20 protein-coding genes are annotated in these 19,335 nt (G+C 36.4%); 7 read left to right on the top strand and 13 right to left on the bottom strand.

Translation table 11 applies throughout. The annotated features are described in order from the left end of the window. Window positions 1-8: 8 nt before the first annotated feature. The 6 genes from ACLJX0_RS12050 to ettA form a co-directional block, all read right to left on the bottom strand. Entirely contained in the window at window positions 9-1,799 is a 1,791-nt protein-coding gene (locus ACLJX0_RS12050) for a TrkH family potassium uptake protein (RefSeq protein ID WP_410880775.1), read from the bottom strand. Window positions 1,800-1,801: 2 nt separating this feature from the next. Beyond that, window positions 1,802-2,176 (bottom strand): DUF3037 domain-containing protein, encoded by a 375-nt coding sequence (locus tag ACLJX0_RS12045; RefSeq protein ID WP_410880774.1) that lies wholly within the window; start codon window positions 2,174-2,176, stop codon window positions 1,802-1,804. Next, on the bottom strand, window positions 2,163-2,957 hold the full coding sequence (locus ACLJX0_RS12040) for a HipA family kinase (protein WP_410880773.1): 795 nt from the start codon (window positions 2,955-2,957) through the stop codon (window positions 2,163-2,165). The genes ACLJX0_RS12045 and ACLJX0_RS12040 overlap by 14 nt, the downstream gene beginning before the upstream one ends. Window positions 2,958-3,095: 138 nt before the next feature. After that, on the bottom strand, window positions 3,096-3,494 hold the full coding sequence (locus ACLJX0_RS12035; RefSeq protein WP_410880772.1) for a hypothetical protein: 399 nt from the start codon (window positions 3,492-3,494) through the stop codon (window positions 3,096-3,098). A 105-nt stretch (window positions 3,495-3,599) separates the two neighbouring features. Continuing rightward, window positions 3,600-4,022, bottom strand: a complete 423-nt coding sequence (locus tag ACLJX0_RS12030) for a hypothetical protein (RefSeq protein WP_410880771.1) — start codon at window positions 4,020-4,022, stop codon at window positions 3,600-3,602. A 213-nt stretch (window positions 4,023-4,235) separates the two neighbouring features. Then, the gene (ettA, locus tag ACLJX0_RS12025; RefSeq protein ID WP_410880770.1) at window positions 4,236-5,924 is read right to left on the bottom strand and encodes an energy-dependent translational throttle protein EttA; all 1,689 of its coding nucleotides are present in this window, start codon (window positions 5,922-5,924) and stop codon (window positions 4,236-4,238) included. 386 nt (window positions 5,925-6,310) lie between these two features. On the opposite strand from ettA, the gene ACLJX0_RS12020 reads away from it, so the two are divergent. Beyond that, complete coding sequence (locus tag ACLJX0_RS12020; RefSeq protein WP_410880769.1) at window positions 6,311-7,519, top strand: hypothetical protein; 1,209 nt, start codon at window positions 6,311-6,313, stop codon at window positions 7,517-7,519. A gap of 55 nt (window positions 7,520-7,574) precedes the next feature. On the opposite strand, the gene ACLJX0_RS12015 is transcribed toward ACLJX0_RS12020, so the two are convergent. Then, the gene (locus tag ACLJX0_RS12015; RefSeq protein ID WP_410880768.1) at window positions 7,575-8,066 is read right to left on the bottom strand and encodes a hypothetical protein; all 492 of its coding nucleotides are present in this window, start codon (window positions 8,064-8,066) and stop codon (window positions 7,575-7,577) included. Between the two features lie 198 nt (window positions 8,067-8,264). Between ACLJX0_RS12015 and ACLJX0_RS12010 the strand changes: the two genes are divergently transcribed. Next, window positions 8,265-8,453 (top strand): hypothetical protein, encoded by a 189-nt coding sequence (locus ACLJX0_RS12010; protein WP_410880767.1) that lies wholly within the window; start codon window positions 8,265-8,267, stop codon window positions 8,451-8,453. 172 nt (window positions 8,454-8,625) lie between these two features. Here ACLJX0_RS12010 and ACLJX0_RS12005 read toward each other — a convergent pair whose 3' ends face one another. Both ACLJX0_RS12005 and holA read right to left on the bottom strand, forming a co-directional pair. Further along, a complete protein-coding gene (locus ACLJX0_RS12005; RefSeq protein ID WP_286442152.1) occupies window positions 8,626-8,814 on the bottom strand; it encodes a CAL67264 family membrane protein in 189 nt (62 codons plus the stop codon). A 10-nt stretch (window positions 8,815-8,824) separates the two neighbouring features. Next, window positions 8,825-9,829, bottom strand: coding sequence for a DNA polymerase III subunit delta (holA, locus tag ACLJX0_RS12000; protein ID WP_410880766.1), 1,005 nt, complete (start codon window positions 9,827-9,829; stop codon window positions 8,825-8,827). A 52-nt stretch (window positions 9,830-9,881) separates the two neighbouring features. Here holA and ACLJX0_RS11995 point away from each other — a divergent pair, with 52 nt between their 5' ends. The 4 genes from ACLJX0_RS11995 to ACLJX0_RS11980 all read left to right on the top strand — a co-directional run bounded on the left by ACLJX0_RS11995 (window position 9,882) and on the right by ACLJX0_RS11980 (window position 13,389). Beyond that, window positions 9,882-10,340: a type I restriction enzyme HsdR N-terminal domain-containing protein gene (locus ACLJX0_RS11995; protein ID WP_410880765.1), complete on the top strand. Its 459-nt coding sequence runs from the start codon at window positions 9,882-9,884 to the stop codon at window positions 10,338-10,340. Window positions 10,341-10,349: 9 nt separating this feature from the next. Beyond that, window positions 10,350-11,357, top strand: coding sequence for a glycosyltransferase family 2 protein (locus ACLJX0_RS11990; RefSeq protein WP_410880764.1), 1,008 nt, complete (start codon window positions 10,350-10,352; stop codon window positions 11,355-11,357). Window positions 11,358-11,433: 76 nt separating this feature from the next. Beyond that, window positions 11,434-12,267, top strand: a complete 834-nt coding sequence (locus tag ACLJX0_RS11985; RefSeq protein WP_410880763.1) for a flagellar motor protein MotB — start codon at window positions 11,434-11,436, stop codon at window positions 12,265-12,267. Between the two features lie 165 nt (window positions 12,268-12,432). After that, window positions 12,433-13,389 (top strand): metallophosphoesterase, encoded by a 957-nt coding sequence (locus ACLJX0_RS11980; RefSeq protein ID WP_410880762.1) that lies wholly within the window; start codon window positions 12,433-12,435, stop codon window positions 13,387-13,389. On the opposite strand, the gene ACLJX0_RS11975 is transcribed toward ACLJX0_RS11980, so the two are convergent. Beyond that, window positions 13,386-14,357 (bottom strand): DUF4421 family protein, encoded by a 972-nt coding sequence (locus ACLJX0_RS11975; RefSeq protein WP_410880761.1) that lies wholly within the window; start codon window positions 14,355-14,357, stop codon window positions 13,386-13,388. The genes ACLJX0_RS11980 and ACLJX0_RS11975 overlap by 4 nt on opposite strands. 17 nt (window positions 14,358-14,374) lie before the next feature. Further along, window positions 14,375-15,853 carry a hypothetical protein gene (locus tag ACLJX0_RS11970; RefSeq protein WP_410880760.1) on the bottom strand — a complete coding sequence of 493 codons (1,479 nt, stop codon included), beginning with the start codon at window positions 15,851-15,853 and terminating at the stop codon, window positions 14,375-14,377. Between the two features lie 310 nt (window positions 15,854-16,163). On the opposite strand from ACLJX0_RS11970, the gene rfbA reads away from it, so the two are divergent. Then, entirely contained in the window at window positions 16,164-17,048 is an 885-nt protein-coding gene (rfbA, locus tag ACLJX0_RS11965) for a glucose-1-phosphate thymidylyltransferase RfbA (RefSeq protein WP_410880759.1), read from the top strand. Between the two features lie 5 nt (window positions 17,049-17,053). Here rfbA and rfbB read toward each other — a convergent pair whose 3' ends face one another. Then, the gene (gene rfbB / locus ACLJX0_RS11960; protein ID WP_410880758.1) at window positions 17,054-18,079 is read right to left on the bottom strand and encodes a dTDP-glucose 4,6-dehydratase; all 1,026 of its coding nucleotides are present in this window, start codon (window positions 18,077-18,079) and stop codon (window positions 17,054-17,056) included. A 101-nt stretch (window positions 18,080-18,180) separates the two neighbouring features. Next, window positions 18,181-19,299 carry a DNA polymerase III subunit beta gene (gene dnaN / locus ACLJX0_RS11955; RefSeq protein WP_410880757.1) on the bottom strand — a complete coding sequence of 373 codons (1,119 nt, stop codon included), beginning with the start codon at window positions 19,297-19,299 and terminating at the stop codon, window positions 18,181-18,183. Window positions 19,300-19,335: the final 36 nt, after the last annotated feature.

The raw sequence follows: 19,335 nt of genomic DNA, 5'->3' as shown, positions 1-19,335 counted from the left end.
GTTTCTTCTTAGTTAATCAAAATTTCTTCCGTCGGATACCTGTAATTGGTTACCGTTTCTTTTTTACTAATTGCAATTAAAAGTGTCAAAATACTTACCCGTCCTACAAACATCAACATAATCAGTGTCACTTTACTCGGATCAGTCAACCTTGCTGTAATACCTGTACTTAATCCGGCTGTACTATAGGCTGAAAAGGCTTCATAAGACAAACGGATAATATCAATATTGGGTTCAAAAAAGGTTAAAGCAAATAAGGCGATTCCAATGACAAACAAAGATAAAAAGATAATAGCAAAAGCACGTCTTACAGCTGATTCATCAACTTCTCTTCGGTTGATTTCTATTCTTGTTTTTCCTTTCATTAACGTCCATATATTCAGTAATGCAATAGCAAATGTCGTGGTTTTAATCCCTCCTCCTGTTGATATTGGAGAAGCTCCAATCCACATCAACAACATCAGTATCAAAAAAGTAGGCACCGTAAACAAGTTATTATCTACCGAAGCAAATCCAGCAGTACGCGGCGAAGTGGCTGTAAAAAAAGCGACAACTACTTTCCCGATACCGTGGTGTTCCGATAGGGTATTATTGTATTCTAAACAATAAACTAAAATCGTTCCTCCTACAATCAACCCTGCTGTGGTGAGTAAAATAATTTTTGTACTTAAGTTAATCACACGTGGTACATACACACTGGCCTCTTTTAAACTAAAAGGCAACAATCGATTAACTATCAAGTGTTTGATATACTTATACACGTTATAAACAATAGGAAACCCTAACCCGCCCATGATAAACAAACCAGCAATAATCAATTGCAACGGATAATTGAATCGATATTCTAATGTATATAAATTCTCTGGCAAGGTGGAGAATCCTGCATTACAAAAGGCAGAAACTCCATGAAATATAGCAAAGAAAAGGCGTTCATAGAGCGAATCAAATGCTTGATGTCGAATGCTGATAAAGATAGCAATCATCCCAATGAATTGGATAATACCCGAGATAATCATAATGCGTTTTAGCGTGCTAAATACATCACTTAATTTATTGACAGACGAAACATCTTTGAGCACCAACTGATTGCCATAAGAGGCTTTACCTCTGAAGAAATAGCTAAAATAACTTGCAATAGTCATAATTCCCAACCCTCCGCACTCCATCAAGAAAATCATCACTGTTTTTCCGAAAAGCGTAAATTGACTGCCAATATCTACCGTAGATAAGCCCGTTACACAGACTGCACTTGTAGCGGTAAATAACGCATCAATATAGCGCATACTTCCAGGTGTTACTGTTGCTTTAGGAAAAGAAAGTACAAACGCTCCAATAAAGATAATCAGTAAAAAACTGACGATAAACAGTTGAGGAGGGGTGAGCTTTGTTTTTTTCAAATTGAGCTGCAGCATGGAAAATTCCCGCACAAGCATAATAAAAACGGCAAAGAAAATAACCGCATTACTATCGAAAAATCGATTGGTATGTTCGGGTTGCCAACGCACCACAACTAGAGTTAAAAACAGCAGTACACTAAATGCATCAAATATTTTAACCCCTAAACTAGGAAACTTATTTTGTCGAAAAGCACTGTAGTACCGATAGGCAATAATCACCATCCCAAAGGTCAAGCACACATTGTATAGATGATGTAAATGGTTGTGATAGTCGTTTAGCGTATTGAATCCTAAATCAAAGATTAGAACAAACAAAGAGATAAAACTAAGCAGGAACGGCAAGCGAACTAAAAAGTACTTAATTTTATTTAAAACGACCTCTTTAACGTAAAATAATGGCATAGCTACAAGACTAGTTCTTCAAAAAGGTGGGTAAAGGTTTGCGCTGCATCTGCTGTTAAACCACAATGTGTTGGGGAAACTTGCAAGCAAGAGCTTTTGGTTGCCGCCAACCATCGAAATCGCTCCGCTGCATCAAACCCTGTAATAGGACTTGCTTGGGCTTCTGCTTTTGCAATAGCGATAAAGGCTTGAATATGCTTCTCTAAAACAGCTAAATCAATTTCTGTTGCAAAACAAGCTAATTTTTCGCGGTTTAAAAAATACTGCCCATACAGCGTTCGCTTTTGTTTACAAAAAAGCAAAAGTCCAATATTTATAAATTCGCCGCGCTCCACACGAGGCACGAATCGAATTACTGCATACTCATATACCAGCATCACGTAATTTTTTTGCTTCATTAACAAATAGCACTGCATGATCCCGTCTTCGTTGTAAAAACTGGTAATAAACGGCTCTAATTTCCGCTGCATTCAATTCCGACTCTTCCCAAGTCAACCAGTCCACAGGAATTTGCTGTACGATTTCCAACAAGACCTCATCCGTTAAAATACGGGTAAATGTTTGATTTACTTCCTCTAGCTGACTTGCCTTTGCTAGTAAAACATGATCTTTAATCAAAGAAAAAGGCGTTAAGGCGCTCTTTTCCCAATTGGTAAAGGAATGATGAAAGTAGAATGACGCTCCATGATCAATTAACCACAACTCTTTATGCCATACTAACATATTCGTATTGCGAAACGTACGATCAACATTGGTGATAAACGCATCTAGCCAAACCACTTGAGAAGCTAAAGTTTCGTCTACTTCATACGCCTGAGGATCAAAAGTTAAGGCTCCAGACAAAAAGTGTAACCCTAAATTCAACCCTTGACTAAACTTGAGTAGATCTTGAATTTCCTCATCTGCCTCTGTTCGGCCAAAAGCTTCATCTAAGGTTGCAAAAACGAGTTCCGGAACAGGCAATCCTAAGGTTTTAGCCAATAATCCACCAAGTAATTCAGCAATTAAAGCCTTTACCCCATGGCCTGCTCCCCTAAACTTAATCACGTATTTAAAGCCATCATCTGCATCTGCTAGCGCCGGCAAAGAGCCTCCTTCGCGTAAAGGAGTCACATAACGTGTAACCATTACACTTCTCAAGTCAAGTGATTCATTCATGAATTTGTTTTCTTAGTGGTCCGAAGACTTGTTGCATTAAAAGTAAATGTTCTGTTGGTTTTTGCCAAATCCCTATGCTACTAAATATAAAAAAGGGATACATCCCTTCTTTATTTACGTATCCATTCGATGATTGTTTTACTTCATCGTAATTTTTGCATTGGTCAATACCTTTTTTACTGCGGCTTGCTGTTCCTTCGTTTTTAAATGAAAGATTTCTCTTACTTTGCCGTTATTCAATTTAACGACTGCTTTGGTAGCCAATCCTTTCGGCATCTTCACATACTTAATTGCTACTTTATCCAAACGGTCTACAGCGGTCTTGGTCAGAAAATTCTTATACACTAAAAATAAAAAAACGGCTGCAATAATGCAAAAGACGTAATCCATTTCTTTGGGACGTTGCCAATCCGCCATAAACAAGCGCACCAGGGACATCCCTAATATCACAGCAGACATCAAACGAGAAGATTGCAATCTTCCTTTGTAATTATCCTGAATAATCAGTTGCTTGGTCTCATTATCAAATGATAGCATAGGTATATTTTTTTGATTGTATACAATCTTACAAAGGTACGGATTTAACTAAGAAATCATTCTTTTTTAACCTTTCAACAAGAGATTCACCGAGGGAAATTGCCCTTAAACACTCGAAAAAAGCGTAGCAAAAATAGATGCTTGCGCTTCGTCATACTGTTTTAACAATTGCTTCAACAAGGGTTGATATCCTTGCTGTAATCCTGCATATTCAAATATAATTTGCCTATTTTTCATGATATAGCCTTCATAAAAGCACGTTTGCATTTGCCCTATTTTATTGAGTACACCAATTTTCAAATAGGGGTGTTTGCGACTAAACAGCGCAATATTCTCTTCTAAGAAAAAAACAGAACCGTTGAAATTCGTCCAGCAAATCTCATCTATTCCCATGGATAAAAGGAGTAAAGGTTCTTCTTTATCCTCGACAAAATCGAGGAAAGCAAAAGGAAACAAAGCACATAATTCGGCCGTAAACGCTTGTTTATTCTCGGCATGTAACGCAATAACAATATACAGGACTTCCATAGATTTTCTTCTTTTATTTAAATCTAATACTTAAAACCATCTAATCCTTTTTTTTTATTTTACTAAAAAATAGAGAAATTGTTATTATACTATTACCTAACTATCCCTATCAAAAGTGAGGGATAAAAAAAGAGGCTATCTAAAAAGACAGCCCCTTATTTTATCGTTGTATCGAAAATTACATCCTTCATTCATCTCCCTCCACTCCTATGTTTATCGAACTAATTTCTTGTATTTCAATCGTGTTGGTGCAACATCACCTAAGCGTTTCTTACGGTTTTCTTCGTATTCAGAGAAAGATCCCTCAAAGAAATATACTTGAGAGTCACCTTCAAACGCTAAGATATGCGTACAAATACGGTCTAAGAACCAACGGTCGTGGGAAATCACTACTGCACATCCAGCAAAATTATCCAACCCTTCTTCTAAGGCACGCAGTGTATTAACGTCTAAGTCGTTCGTAGGCTCATCCAGCAACAGCACGTTTCCTTCTTCTTTCAACGTCATGGCTAAGTGTAAGCGATTTCGCTCCCCTCCTGACAAAGTAGCTACTTTCTTATTTTGATCCGATCCTCCAAAGTTAAAACGACTTAAATACGCTCTAGAATTTACTTGACGTCCGCCCATCATGATCAACTCTTGACCATCACAGAAGTTCTCCCAAATTGATTTCTCTGGGTCAATATTAGAGTGCGACTGATCGACATACGCGATTTTTACGGTATCTCCGATACTGAATGTACCCGCGTCTGGGGTTTGTTCGCCCATAATCATGCGGAAAATCGTCGATTTACCTGCACCATTCGGTCCAATAATACCCACAATCCCCGCTTGAGGCAACGTAAAGTTTAAGTTGTCATACAATAACTTATCCCCAAATGCTTTGGCAACTCCTTTTGCTTCAATGACATTTGTTCCTAAACGAGGCCCATTTGGAATGTAGATTTCCAATTTCTCTTCCAGTTGTTTTTGGTCTTCATTTAGTAACTTATCGTAGTTCTGTAACCTCGCTTTTTGTTTGGTTTGACGACCTTTAGCCCCTTGACGAACCCAGTCTAACTCGCGTTCTAAAGTTTTTCGACGTTTAGAAGCTGTTTTCTCTTCTTGTTCTAAGCGCTTCGCTTTTTGATCCAACCAAGACGAGTAATTTCCTTTCCACGGAATTCCCTCACCTCTATCAAGTTCTAAAATCCATCCCGCTACATTATCCAAGAAATAACGGTCGTGCGTTACTGCGATAACCGTTCCAGCATATTGTTGCAAATGTTGTTCCAACCAATGCACAGACTCCGCATCCAAGTGGTTGGTAGGCTCATCTAACAATAAAACATCGGGATTCTGCAACAACAAACGACACAAGGCCACACGGCGACGCTCTCCTCCTGATAATATTTTAATCGGTGTATCTGGATCTGGTGTTCGCAATGCATCCATCGCGATTTCTAATTTCGTATCCAATTCCCATCCACCAACAGCGTCAATCTTATCTTGTAGTTCAGCTTGTCTATCCATAAGTTTCTGCATCTTATCTGCATCTTCATAAACCTCTGGCAATCCAAACATATCGTTAATCTTATTGAATTCGTCTAGAATAGCCACAACTTCTGCTGCTCCTTCTCTTACAATTTCGATTACTGTTTTCTCTTCGTCTAATTCTGGTTCTTGTTCTAAGTACCCCACCGTATAACCTGGAGCAAATACAACATCTCCTTGATAGTTCTTATCCACTCCAGCAATAATCTTCAATAATGAAGATTTACCAGAACCGTTAAGACCTAAAATACCAATTTTAGCTCCATAAAAGAAGCTCAAATAAATGTCTTTTAAAACTGTTTTGTTTGTAGATGAGTACGTTTTACTCACCTTCGACATGGAAAAAATTACCTTTTTATCGTCTGACATAAAGTAAAAAATTGATTGAATAATGATGTGATGCTACCGTTGCTACTCACCCTGAGTAACTCAAGAACCATCGAATACCCCAAAAATACACATTATTACGGAGATAAGAAATATTTTTCAATTCCGCTTCTTGCATCATTTTCTTTCTGTTTACCCCCAACAACTACTACACTCAATCGGCTTATTCACGCTCCTTTTTTCTTCTCATCTAGCGAATTTTCCCGCTCTTCAATGAAGAAAAAAGAAGTTTTACACCTTTTTTTTTCAAAAAAACAAAAACAAAACACTAAATGACAAGTAGTTATAATTACTTTTATTTTCTATCAATATTTAATCTAAATAAGAATAAGTTATAATACCTTTGCGACATCATTAAATAATCAATTATGTTTACGAGAAAAATTATCAATTTCGCAGTTATTTTACTGCTAAGCACATTTGTTTTTAGTTGTAGCAGTGATGATGCTTCCACAACAGAAGACCTAACCTTAACCTTAAAAGCAAATGCAGAACGCATTTTACTTGGAGAAGAAGTTTCTTTTGACGTTTCAGACAACAAGGGAAAACCTGTAACCGATGCTACTATTTTAGTAGATGACAAGGCAATTGTAGGCCATACGTATAAAGCAACAGCAGCAGGAACGTTTAAAGTTGTTGCTACGAAAGCTAACTACCGAAACAGTCAGGCTTTAACTATTACTGTTGCTACAGAAACCTTAACTGTTAAAGCAAATAAAGAAACAGCAAAAGTCAATGATAAAATCACCTTATCGGCTGAGAATAGTGAGCAAAAAGACTTTACAGCTACTTCTATTTTCTATGTGAACAACAAACCCATCGAAGGAAATATTTATACTGTATTGGCAACAGACGGAGAATCCCTAACTGTATACGCTGTAAACAATCACGTTAAATCGAATGAAATTGCCATTCAGATTGAACAAGAACAAGAGCAACCAAAGCTAGAACAAATCATCCGTGGAAAATGGAAGCTATCCAATGCTGCTTCTCACGATATTATTTACAACTTCTATGAAGGAGATACGTTTGACTTTGTGTATTTCGGTACCTTAATGCAAGGAGATTACCGAATAATAGGGGACAAAATTCACTTGGATGTTATTTCATCTGGAATGAAAATGACGGATTATTCCATTATAACCATCAAAGAACAGATTTCAGTGAATGAGTTAGATGTTCTCTTAACCGTATCAGGCATACATGAGCAAGGACAGCCTGGGCGCTTAATCCGTCAAAAAGAAGATGTTGCTTTAGATATTCAACAACTGATTGGAACGTGGAAAGCAGAGTTGAATGGACAAAAAATATTCACGATTACCTTTAATGACAATGGTACTTGTTCTGTTATTCAAGCAGAAAATACTAGTGGTATTCCCAATATTGAATCGGTACAGTATATGTCTAAATACGAGAAATATTCAACGAATACCGTGATATTAGAAAACCGCAATGGTGCTTATACCTATTACCTTACTGTAGAAGAATTCACAAATGCTTCGGAGCTAAAAGCAACGTTGTTTGAATATGTGTTATTCCCACAAAAAGCAAATGCATTGATTTTAAAAAAGATGTAAGTTGATTCTAATCTATTTCATGAAAGAAGCTAATTTCCGTTAGCTTCTTTTTTTTTTACATAAAGCTATAGTGAAACCGCATGGCACAAATAAGAAAAAGAAGGAGCCCCTGAAAAAGAACAATATTCCAATATTGATTTTGGGTCAAAGTTTCGTTCTTCCAAAGGAAGAATAGCCTAATAATCGTTGAAAAAGTCAATATCGAACACAAAACAGCATTAATACCATGAAATCCAGAAATTAAATAAGACGTATAATCCTTTTTCCGCGACTTTACTGCTGTGATTGTACCAAATAGGTATGAACTAGAGATAGTCACTTCTGGTTCCCAAATAAAAGCCTCACCTAAAGAAAAAGACGTACCCTGAACGGTATAAAAGCGATATCCCTCATGGTTCGATCGAATGGTAATCTCTCGATAACCATAGAGCTTTTCCACTCTAGTCTTTTGGGGCATTATCCAGGCGTCAATTGCGATTAATCCAAGCAGAACCAATAGGGTTACTAGAAACCAAATAACCTGTTTTTTATACTTATCAGCAAACATAGCGAGTTAATCCTTCACTCCTTGTTGCGTTTTCCAACAAGGCCTATAATTCTTAAAAAAAGTTAAATCAACACCTTATCTACAATTGAAAACGCCCCATGTGTTAAAGTTTTTAAAATTAATAATCAATCCTTTAAAAACACCTAGAATAATCAAATAATTTTTCCTATATTTAAAGTAATAAAACACATGAATAGTATGGAAAAAATTTTTAGAACGATCCGTTTTAAAGACCTACACGAAGAGGATGTGGAAGCAAACCAATCTGTAGGCGAAAACTTAAACTATCCGCTAGGTGAGGGTAATATACCAGCTGGACTTTACGTAGATTTAGAAGAGGAAGAAATAGATTATTACGATGAGTACGAAGAGCACCTTGGAATTTAAGCAAATGGGATCTTGTAACTGATTATTTGTTTTTCACTAAAAACAACAATCAATTACAAGATTTTTTTATTTTTAACATATCCCTATGGAAGTTACTTTTAGAATTTTCATTTGGAGTCAAACGAATACTTTTTTATTGACCGAGGAATTCCTTCTTAATGAGTCAAGAAGGCTATACGCGCCCTTTTAAGGCATTAAATACCCAAGCAATCGCCAAGAACCCTACACCAACCGCTGCGAATCCCCAACCAGCTATTTCGTAGTATTTCAACGTTCCTAACGCTATTAATACAATTCCCATTACAATCATAATCAAGGTAGCATACCCTAATATTTTATTCTTATTCAAATTATTGGCCATTTTTTTTGTTTTAATTAAAAATTTTCATCAACATTTCTTTCAACAAATCGCCTTGTGGCAACTGAGAAGCTCCTACTCCTTTTCCTTTTAAGTCTACCTCTTTCAAGTGAGCGATGATTTGACTTACGCGTTTCATTGGATAGGTTTTAAACCCCAATTCATAGTCTTTTATTGCGTACTGCACCACTTTTAATTGTCGCATGGCATGCTGTGGCGATTTATCTTGTAGTCCATGATATAACAATAGCTTGGAAAAATAGGCATAGACGATACCAATCGTAACAACAAAGGGGTTATTTTTTGGATTTTGAGCAAAATGACTGGCAATTTTATAGGCTTGTAACTGATTGCGATCGACAATCGCTTTCATCAATTCGAAATTGTTGTAATCTTTGCTAATACCTATGTTTTTTTCAATTACCTCTGCAGTTATAGGTTGTCCTTTCGGCAATACAAGCGTTAATTTATCAAGTTCTTTGACAATCTTCGATAAATCATTCCCCAAAAACTCAATCAACATAGCCGCTGATTTAGGGTCAATACCATATCCGCGTTTGGCTACGGTTTGTTGTAACCAGCCTTCTAACTTATAATCTTTTAATCGATTGCTTTCAAAGAGTACCGCGTGTTTTTGCAAGCTTTTGTACAGCTTTTTACGCTTGTCAATGGTTTTATACTTATAACAAAACACCAAAACAGTTGAAGGTTGAGGCTGATTGACATAGTCGTCTAATTGCTCGATGGTCTTCGCTAAGTCTTGGGCCTCTTTGACAATAATCACCTGTTTGTCTGCCATCAAAGGAAAGCGTTTTGCATGAGATACAATATCCTGAATGGAAACATCTCGTCCGTAAAGTACCATTTGATTGAATCCCTTTTCTTCTTCCGTCAAAACATGATCTTCAATATAATCCGCAACGTTATCAATGTAATAAGGCTCATCCCCCATTAAAAAGTAAACAGGTGCCAGCGTCTTATTCTTAATATTCCTTACGATTTCCTTGAGTTGTTCCAAAATATAATTTACTTAAAATTGTACTATTCGCTTAAACAAATATCTTTGTATAATGCAAAGATTAAACTTTCCATCCTTTAATTTCCGATTCAAAAATAGTGAAAATAAGATAGCTATTTTTGATGTGATCCGTAAAAAATTTATTCTTCTAACTCCTGAGGAATGGGTCAGGCAACATGTGGTTCACGATTTAATGGAACACAAGGGGTATCCTATTTCACTCATTAGCGTTGAAAAGATTGTCAAAATCAACGGAATGAACAAGCGTTATGACGTTGTAGTCTTTAAGCCAAATGGTACAATTGCCATTCTTATCGAGTGCAAAGCGCCTTCCGTTGCGATTACCCAGCAAACCTTTGATCAAATTGCACGCTACAATTTTCAACTACAGGCCGATCATTTATACGTTACTAATGGATTGAATCACTATTTTTGTCGAATGGACTATGAGAAAGAACGCTATTTCTTTCTACAAGCCCTACCCCATTACACTACATTTACAACGGAATAACAACGGATTATGGAGAAACAATTTGCACTGGTAGTTTTGAACTGGAATGGCAAAGCGCTTTTAGAAACATTTTTACCTGCGATGGAACAATTTTCACCACAAGCGAACGTGTATGTGATTGACAATGCGTCTACCGACGGAAGTCAGGCATTGATTCAGGAATCCTTTCCCGAAGTAAAGCTAATTCAAAATGCAGAAAATTACGGCTATGCTAAAGGATACAATGAAGGGTTAGTAGGGATAACTGAACCTATACTCATTTTAATTAACTCTGATATTGAAGTAACCGAAAACTGGCTGACGCCCATTACGGCGTTGTTTGACTCCGATCCGGAGCTCGCGATGGTACAACCCAAAATACTCGACTACAAGAACAAAGCTTACTTTGAGTATGCGGGTGCAGCAGGAGGATATCTAGACAAATATGGTTTTCCATACTGTAGAGGCCGCATTTTCGACACCATTGAAAAAGATGAAGGTCAATACGACGATATTGAAACTATTTTTTGGGCAAGTGGCGCTTGTTTGTTCATCCGAAATGAAGTATTTCAAATTCTCCAGGGGTTTGATGAAGATTTCTTTGCTCATCAGGAAGAAATAGACCTATGCTGGCGCGCACAAAACAGGGGGTATCGCATCAAATATTGCGGCTTTTCAACTGTTTATCACGTAGGGGGTGCAACATTAAACTACGAAAGTCCAAGAAAAACCTACTTAAACTTTCGAAATTCCTTGATGATGATGTATAAGAATTTACCTAAACGTCATAAATTCAGCACACTATTTATTCGCTTGTGTTTCGATGGTCTAGCTGGAGTACGCTTTATGTTGTTGTTCAAACCCAAGCACTGTTGGGCGATTATTCGCTCCCATTTTGCCTTCTATAGCCGTATTCCAAAACTTAAGAATAAATTAGAATTTACAAACATTAACAATTATTTTACAGAAAAATCCGTAATTTTTTCGTACTTTGTGTATAGAAAAAAGAATTTTATTACAATTCGAAACAAACAATAAATAATTTTTACTCAGATACGCTAGAATCTCAATGCTTTTGGTATATTTGACTCAAAATTCAATCATTTTTTTATTTATGAAAAAAGTAGTTTTAGGTTTATCGGTTTTGGCTCTTGCACTTACGTCTTGTGGTACAAAACAAAAAATTGCTGACTTAGAAGCAAAAAACAAAGAGGTACAAGATTTATTAAATTCTTGTACGATTCAATTGAACTCTGCCCTTGCTGAGAAAAAAGTTTTATCAGACCAAGTGCACGATTTAAAGAAAAACACATCTGATTTGATTAGCAACGTAGGAAACTTAACTATGTTATCTTCCAAAGGTGCTGACAACTTAGAGAAATCTTTAGAAAGTTTAAAAGAGAAGGATTTAAAAATTACAAGATTGCAAGACGCCCTTACAAAGAAAGATTCTGTGACTCTAGCTTTAGTAAAAAGCGTGAAAAAAGAAGTTGGGTTTGACGATCCGGATATTGAAGTGAACGTTGAAAAAGGGGTGGTATATATCTCGATTGCAGACAAATTGTTATTCAAATCGGCTAGTTACCAAGTAAATGACAAAGCGAAAGCAGTATTAGCGAAAGTAGCTAAAATTGCAAAAAGCAAACCTGATTTTGAATTGATGGTGGAAGGACACACAGATAACGTGCCAATCAAAAATACAATGTTTGAAGATAACTGGGATTTGAGTGTGAAAAGAGCAACTTCTATTGTGAGAGTGTTACAAAAAGATTTAGGTTTAGATCCTAAACAATTAGTAGCTTCAGGACGCGGAGAATATGTGCCTCTAGTGGATAATGATTCAGCTGAAAACAAAGCTAGAAACAGAAGAACTAGAATCATCTTGATGCCAAAAATCGATCAATTCTATGATATGATCGAAAAAGAAATGAAAGAAATGAAAAAATAATCATTCTTGATACTCTAAAAAGCCACTTGCGTAAACAAGTGGCTTTTTTTTATTTCTTCTCCACTGAAATTATACGATTATCTATTTGTATATTTCCCTAAATAGTAGTATTTTCTTGTTTTATTACAATCGATTACTAACCATATTTTCACACCCCTCTACACTATGAATCAAATTCCAAAAAACTTTAACAATTTTGATATTATTGGCGATATCCATGGTCATAGCAACGACTTAAAAAAACTACTCGGCGCTCTAGGCTATAAGTTAAAAGGAAACTACTATCAACATCCGCAGCGAAAAGTGTTATTCCTTGGTGACTATATCGATCGAGGCGTCAATGTTGTGGAAGTACTAGAGCTAGTTAAAAATATGGTCGATAACGGAGAAGCCATAGCCCTAATGGGAAACCATGAATACAATGCCATTTGCTATAATACGCTAACAGCTGATGGCACTTACTTACGCGAACACAGCAAGAAAAATTTCAATCAACACGCCATTACGATGGCCGCCTTTATGTCCAAGCCTAATTTGTATAAAATGTACATTGAGTGGTTCAAGACGTTGCCCCTATTTTTTGAAAATGAATCCTTTCGAGCCATCCACGCTTGTTGGGATGAGGCTAGTGTAGCTTACCTTAAAACGCGTCTATTGGATAACTGCTTAACCACAGATTTATTAGAAGAGGCCAATACCGAAGGCACTTCCTTACACGAGGCGGTAGAAATCGTACTCAAAGGCAAGGAAATAGAGCTACCCAATAAACAATCGTTTATTGATAAAGATGGGATTATTCGTCATTCGTTTCGCGTTAAATGGTGGGAAGAACCCCAGAAACCACATACACTTAGCAAGGTGAGTGCTTCAGTTATTAAGCATCAGGCAGATGAAGCTATTGATGTACAACACGTCAATTTCTATTCACCAGCAGCAAAACCTGTATTTTTTGGCCATTATTGGATGAAAGTAAATGCGAATGGAACACCGCTTATTTTAACATCCAATACCTGTTGTTTAGACTATAGCGTCGCCAAAAACGGCCACTTGGTTTGCTATCGATACAGTGGAGAGCAACAATTAAATTCAAATGCGCTAAATTTTATTAAAGAATACAATTAATACGTAGAAGGATTCAACCAATCAATCAAGTCATACTGAAAGATTTTTGGATCCTTTTTCATTGAAAACCGTTTGGTAAAAAAGAGCGAAAAACCTTTATTTGATAATTCAGTTGTGTAACCTTCAACTTTATCAAAGTACATCACACTCAACGAAGAGCGAATACCAATTCCCCAGCCTTCAGCCTGATAGGCCAAATTTAGCGTACTTTCTATTTGCGCATTGACATAAAACACTGTATTTTTCGTTTGAAGATTTTCGTCGAAAATACCATTAATTCCCAAGGAAAAAGAAGGAGCAACTAACAACCTTTTCCACAGCACCCAATTGTATGCGTAGCCTAGAGTAGGCCCAAAACTAAAACTTTGTCTATCATTTCCCTGTATACCTTCGTACAATTCAGGCGTATTTTTAATCACCGTTAAAAAACTTGATCCTCCAAGTAACAACGCTCCTGCCGACTTTTTTTGTCTACTATTTTTATTATTCGCTGCACCGATTGAAAATTTATTCGAATTAAACACATACGTAAATCGCCCACCATACCTATTAATTCTCAAATCATCAAAACTCAGATACGCTTTACTTTCCTGATCCAAACGATAGAATCCTTTATACTGTTGAAAATAAAAATCTACCATAAACTTTTTTCCCACGAGATGATACTGCAAATCCACCGTAGAACTCTTCCCTTTCTCTTTATCACGCATCTCTGAAAAACCCTGGCTATAACTCAAGGAAGAATTGCGCCAAGCAAAAGCCAATCCTATATTTACTGGGCGATTGGGTTCAAAATTAAATTCTTTTTTTTCTTCTTGATAGTTTAATGATAAAAACTCCTGCTTTATACTTACCGTTGCTTCATATGTATGCTTATATTTTCCAATATAGAGCGAGTCCACTTGAGCGTTGCTCCAAGTACAACAAAACAAGCTGATGCTTACCAAGAACATGGATTTTTTCTTCACAAATCTAAAGGTACTGATTAGGTAAATAATTCTTCTATTTTTTGGATACCATCGCGTTGACAAATAATGCGATAGCGTTTATATTCCGTTCGATCTCCATATTCAATTTGAGAGATAAAGTTAATGTAATACACCTTATCTGCATAAAACCCGATCACTTGTTCATTTTGTCCATCCAAACTCAACACCGCCACTTTAGGATTGTCCATGCGTTGCAGTAAACGCGTCAAATTAAAGCGAAAAATATCGTGCACCCCTTTAAAAAAATAGGTGCTATTTTTCATCATTTCTGCGCGATCCAAAGATACTTTCTTTCGATACAACAATATTTTCTCATTGTGAATACGGTTTTCAACTTCAAGCAAAACCGATCGATTTCGGATATTGAGAATTTCAGATGGCACTTTTTCATCCGTAATAAAATCTACGGCTTCTTTTATCCAACCGATTGACTTTCCTTTAATACTAATGGAAGTCTTATTGTCAAAATACTTTCCTCCTAGTTTACCCGCAAAATAAAAACGCATCAATTCTTTTATGCGATCTTTTAGCATATATCCTACCACTAATGCTACAAATAATGGCATGGTAAAATTCCCATATTTTTGTTGAAAGGAAAAGGCTACTACTGTGGCAAATACCATGGATACTCCCGCTGCAATACTGTAATATACTTGTTGGACAAAAACACCATCGCTATCTTTCTTTTTATTTGATTCTAAAATCAAATCCGATTCTACGTATTTATTTAGCATCGCATAACGATAAATAACCGCTTGATTGGTGGCTTTTTCATTGGCTTTAATGAAACTATACCCCTTGTTTTTCATATAGGCTTGTTCGGATAGAATCAGCTGTTTTACTTGGTGTTGTAGCAATTGAAATCGTTCGTCAGGCACTAACATTAACCGATCCAGCAACAAAAAGCTATAGCGCAATAAAGTGTAGGACAGGTATTCATCTGCAAAGCTAAAATAATTCAAGTATTCTTTTCCTGTTACCTGCTCATTTAAATGCAGTTCTTCTTTTAATGCGCGATATTTATTGCGAATAGCCATGCTCGAATGAACATAGGTTTCAATTAACTCCATGTGCTGATCCTCCGTTGCTTGTTTGAATTCAGTCACGGCATTGCGCAAGGCACTTCTAAAAATAGCCATAAACATTTTCAGCTGAAACTCAACTTCGTATATATTTAAGTCTGTTTCTGTCTCTAATACATCATTCGTAGCAGCGCTAAGATTATTATAAGGGATTGCTCCTTCGTCTACAATTGCTGAAAGTTTATAAACTGGAGTGATAAAGCGAATCTTAGATTTGACATCAGAATAAAATTGATCTTTCGAATAGGTCATTTTATTAAGATCTAAGGTATTGGGAATAAAAATCCAGGTATTGATTGTAAAATCACTTTTGTGCTGATTTTCCTCCTTGATAAAACCAACTTTCATTTCTAAAGTATACGCGTCATGCGATCGAACCTTGATGTCTAGCATGCTATTCCTGTTTATGATTTTTTTATTATTTATTCCCCTTTTTACCTCTGAAGTCCTTTACATCCTTCCTATTTTCGTAAAACATATACAAATTTAATTATAAAATCCACATAATTCTCTCTTTATTCTATTCAAAGTTTTATTTCTTCTAGTCTGACAGACAGGAAGGAAACAAGTAGCACTAGAAAGAGAAAGAAACTAGGTTGAATTACACCTAAAGTTTTTATGTCAAAGCCTGTTCAAACAAAAATCTTTACTTATCTTTCAACTCTCGTTTGGATTTGTACCAGCAATTAAAAGACACAAGACTATGAAGGGAATTATATTGGCCGGTGGTTCAGGGACGCGCCTACACCCACTTACTTTATCGATATCGAAGCAATTGTTACCCGTTTACGATAAGCCAATGATTTATTACCCTTTATCCACGTTAATGTTAGCTGGAATTCGCGATATTTTAATCATCTCCACTCCTCGAGATTTACCGCTATTCGAATCATTATTGGGAACAGGAGAACACTTGGGAATTCAATTGTCTTATGCCGTACAACCACAACCAGAAGGAATTGCTCAAGCCCTACTTATTGCAGAAGAATTTATTGGACAAGACCCTGTTTGTTTGATTTTAGGAGACAATATTTTTTATGGTAATGATTTAAAAAAGAAATTACAGCAAGCTATTACTTCAGTAGAAGAAGAAAAAAAAGCAGTCGTTTTTGGCTATACAGTAAAAGATCCTCAACGTTATGGTGTGGTGGAGTTTGATTCAGCGCATAACGCCATATCCATCGAAGAAAAGCCAACACATCCCAAATCAAATTTTGCTGTCGTTGGGTTATATTTTTATCCTTCAAATGCGGTACATTATGCGAAAACACTTCAGCCATCTGCTCGTGGTGAATTGGAAATAACAAGTTTAAACAACCTGTACTTACAGCAGGATAACTTAACTGTTCAACCCTTAGGAAGAGGATTTGCCTGGTTGGATACGGGTACTCATGAGTCACTAGTGGAAGCAACTGAATTTGTAAAAACAGTAGAGAAAAGAACAGGACTTAAAATTGCGTGTTTGGAAGAAATTGCCTTGTATAAAAACTGGATTTCCCTTGATGTTTTAGCACAGCACATCGCTCCATTTAAAGGGGAATATTACGATTATATTCGCGATAATATTCGTCTACTCCAACACAAATAATGCTTTTATTTTCGTTGCTCAATAGCAGCAGCAATCCAAGTGGGATTAGCCAAGTACCAAGCAACTGTTTTTCGCAGTCCTTCTTGTACATTTTCCACAGGTGTCCAACCTAAATGCTGTAATTTTGTTGCATCTATTGCATATCGAAAATCATGTCCTTTTCGATCTTCTACAAAGCGGATGAGTTTTTCACTCGTTCCTTTTTCTTGATTCAATTGTTCATCGAGGGTTCCACACAACATTTGCACCAACTCAATATTCTTTACTTCATTAAATCCCCCCACATTATAGGTTTCACCTAATTGTCCATGTTCCAAAATAAAGTGAATCGCTGTTGCGTGATCTTCAACATACAACCAATCACGGATATTTTCACCTGTTCCGTATACAGGAATAGGTTTTTGTTGTAAAATATGCTGAATAGTTAAAGGAATCAATTTTTCGGGGTATTGATTAGGACCATAATTATTGGAGCAGTTACTGATTAAATAGGGCATCTGATAGGTTTCTCCATAGGCACGGACAAAGTGATCGGAGCTTGCTTTAGAAGCCGAGTAAGGAGAATTAGGAGAATAGGCTGTTGTTTCTGTAAACAACCCCTCTTTACCTAATGTTCCATACACTTCATCGGTACTAATGTGATAAAACACCTTGCCTTGCCAATTGTTTTCCCAAAGCTTGCGAAAAGCATTCAATAGCACCACAGTTCCCAATACATTGGTTGTAACAAATGCCAACGGATCAACAATGGAACGATCCACATGAGATTCTGCAGCTAAATGAATGACATGCGTAAATTGATAGGTTGCAAACAATTGTTCGATAAAATATTCATCTCTTATATCCCCTTCTATAAATTGATAGTTGGAATAAGCTGCAATATCCTCAATATTGTTTAAGTTTCCAGCATAGGTTAAAGCATCTAAATTAACAATTACATCGTCGGGGTACGCCTTGACAAACTTCCGTACCACATGGCTACCAATAAAGCCTGCTCCACCTGTAATTAAAATGCATTTTGAAACTTTCATTCGCTAGGGTTTTATCAAAATAAAAAAGCAACCCTCTGGTTGCTTTTTTGTTTACAGTTTATGATTTACAGTATACTGTCAACCGTAAACTGTAAACTTTATTAGTTATTTAACATCACAGGCATAACAAGCATCGTTACTGCTTCTCCATCTTCTAAACCATCAACTGGCGTTAAGATACCTGCTCTATTAGGTAATGACATTTCTAATTGAATCTCATCGGACTGAAGGTTATTCAGCATTTCCAACAAGAATCTTGAATTGAATCCGATTTGCATATCATCTCCTTGGTAATCACAAGTTAGACGTTCATCTGCTTTGTTTGAGTAATCGATATCTTCAGCAGAGATATTCAATTCTGTTCCTGCGATGCGCAATCTGATTTGGTGGGTTGTTTTATTGGCATAAATAGCCACACGGCGAACAGAGTTCAAGAATTGAACGCGGTTCAACAATAATTTATTTGGATTTTCCTTTGGAATTACAGCCTCGTAGTTTGGATATTTTCCATCGATTAAACGACAAGTTAACGCATAGTTATCAAACGTAAACTTTGCATTTGAATCGTTAAATTCAATTACTACATCAGCACCAGAAGCCATTAGAATATTCTTTAAAATAGTTAAAGGTTTCTTTGGCATAATAAAGCTTGCCTCACTAGGTGATGTAATATCCGTACGTGAATATTTCACTAATTTATGCGCATCTGTAGCAACGAAAATCAAACCTGTCGGCGCAAACTGGAAGAATACCCCCGACATTACAGGTCTTAAATCATCATTACCTGCTGCGAAAATTGTTTTGCTAATCGCTGTAGCTAGTACACCTGCTGATACATCTGTTCTTGAAGGATCTTCTAAGCTTTCTGCTTTTGGGAATTCGTCCCCTGCAGAATACGCTAAAACGTATTTTCCAACATCAGAACTAATTTCAATCGTATTGTTTTCCTTTACTGAGAAAGTCAATGGTTGCTCAGGAAATGTTTTCAATGTTTCCAACAATAACTTAGCTGGAACAGCGATACTTCCTTGACTAGTTGACTCTATCTCTAGGCTAGCAGACATTGTTGTTTCTAAGTCAGAAGCTGAAACTTTCAAGATATTATTATCCAATTCAAACAAGAAATTGTCTAATATATGTAACGTATTACTACTACTAATAACACTCCCCAATACCTGTAATTGCTTCAACAAATAGGAACTCGATACTATAAATTTCATATTAAAATATTTTTATATGTAAATGGCTTTACACCT

The sequence above is a fragment of the Myroides sp. DW712 genome, from assembly GCF_046557355.1.
In the GTDB taxonomy this organism is placed as follows: domain Bacteria; phylum Bacteroidota; class Bacteroidia; order Flavobacteriales; family Flavobacteriaceae; genus Flavobacterium.
Note: the sequence above shows the minus strand (reverse complement) of the source record. Positions and strands in the feature narration are given on the sequence as shown.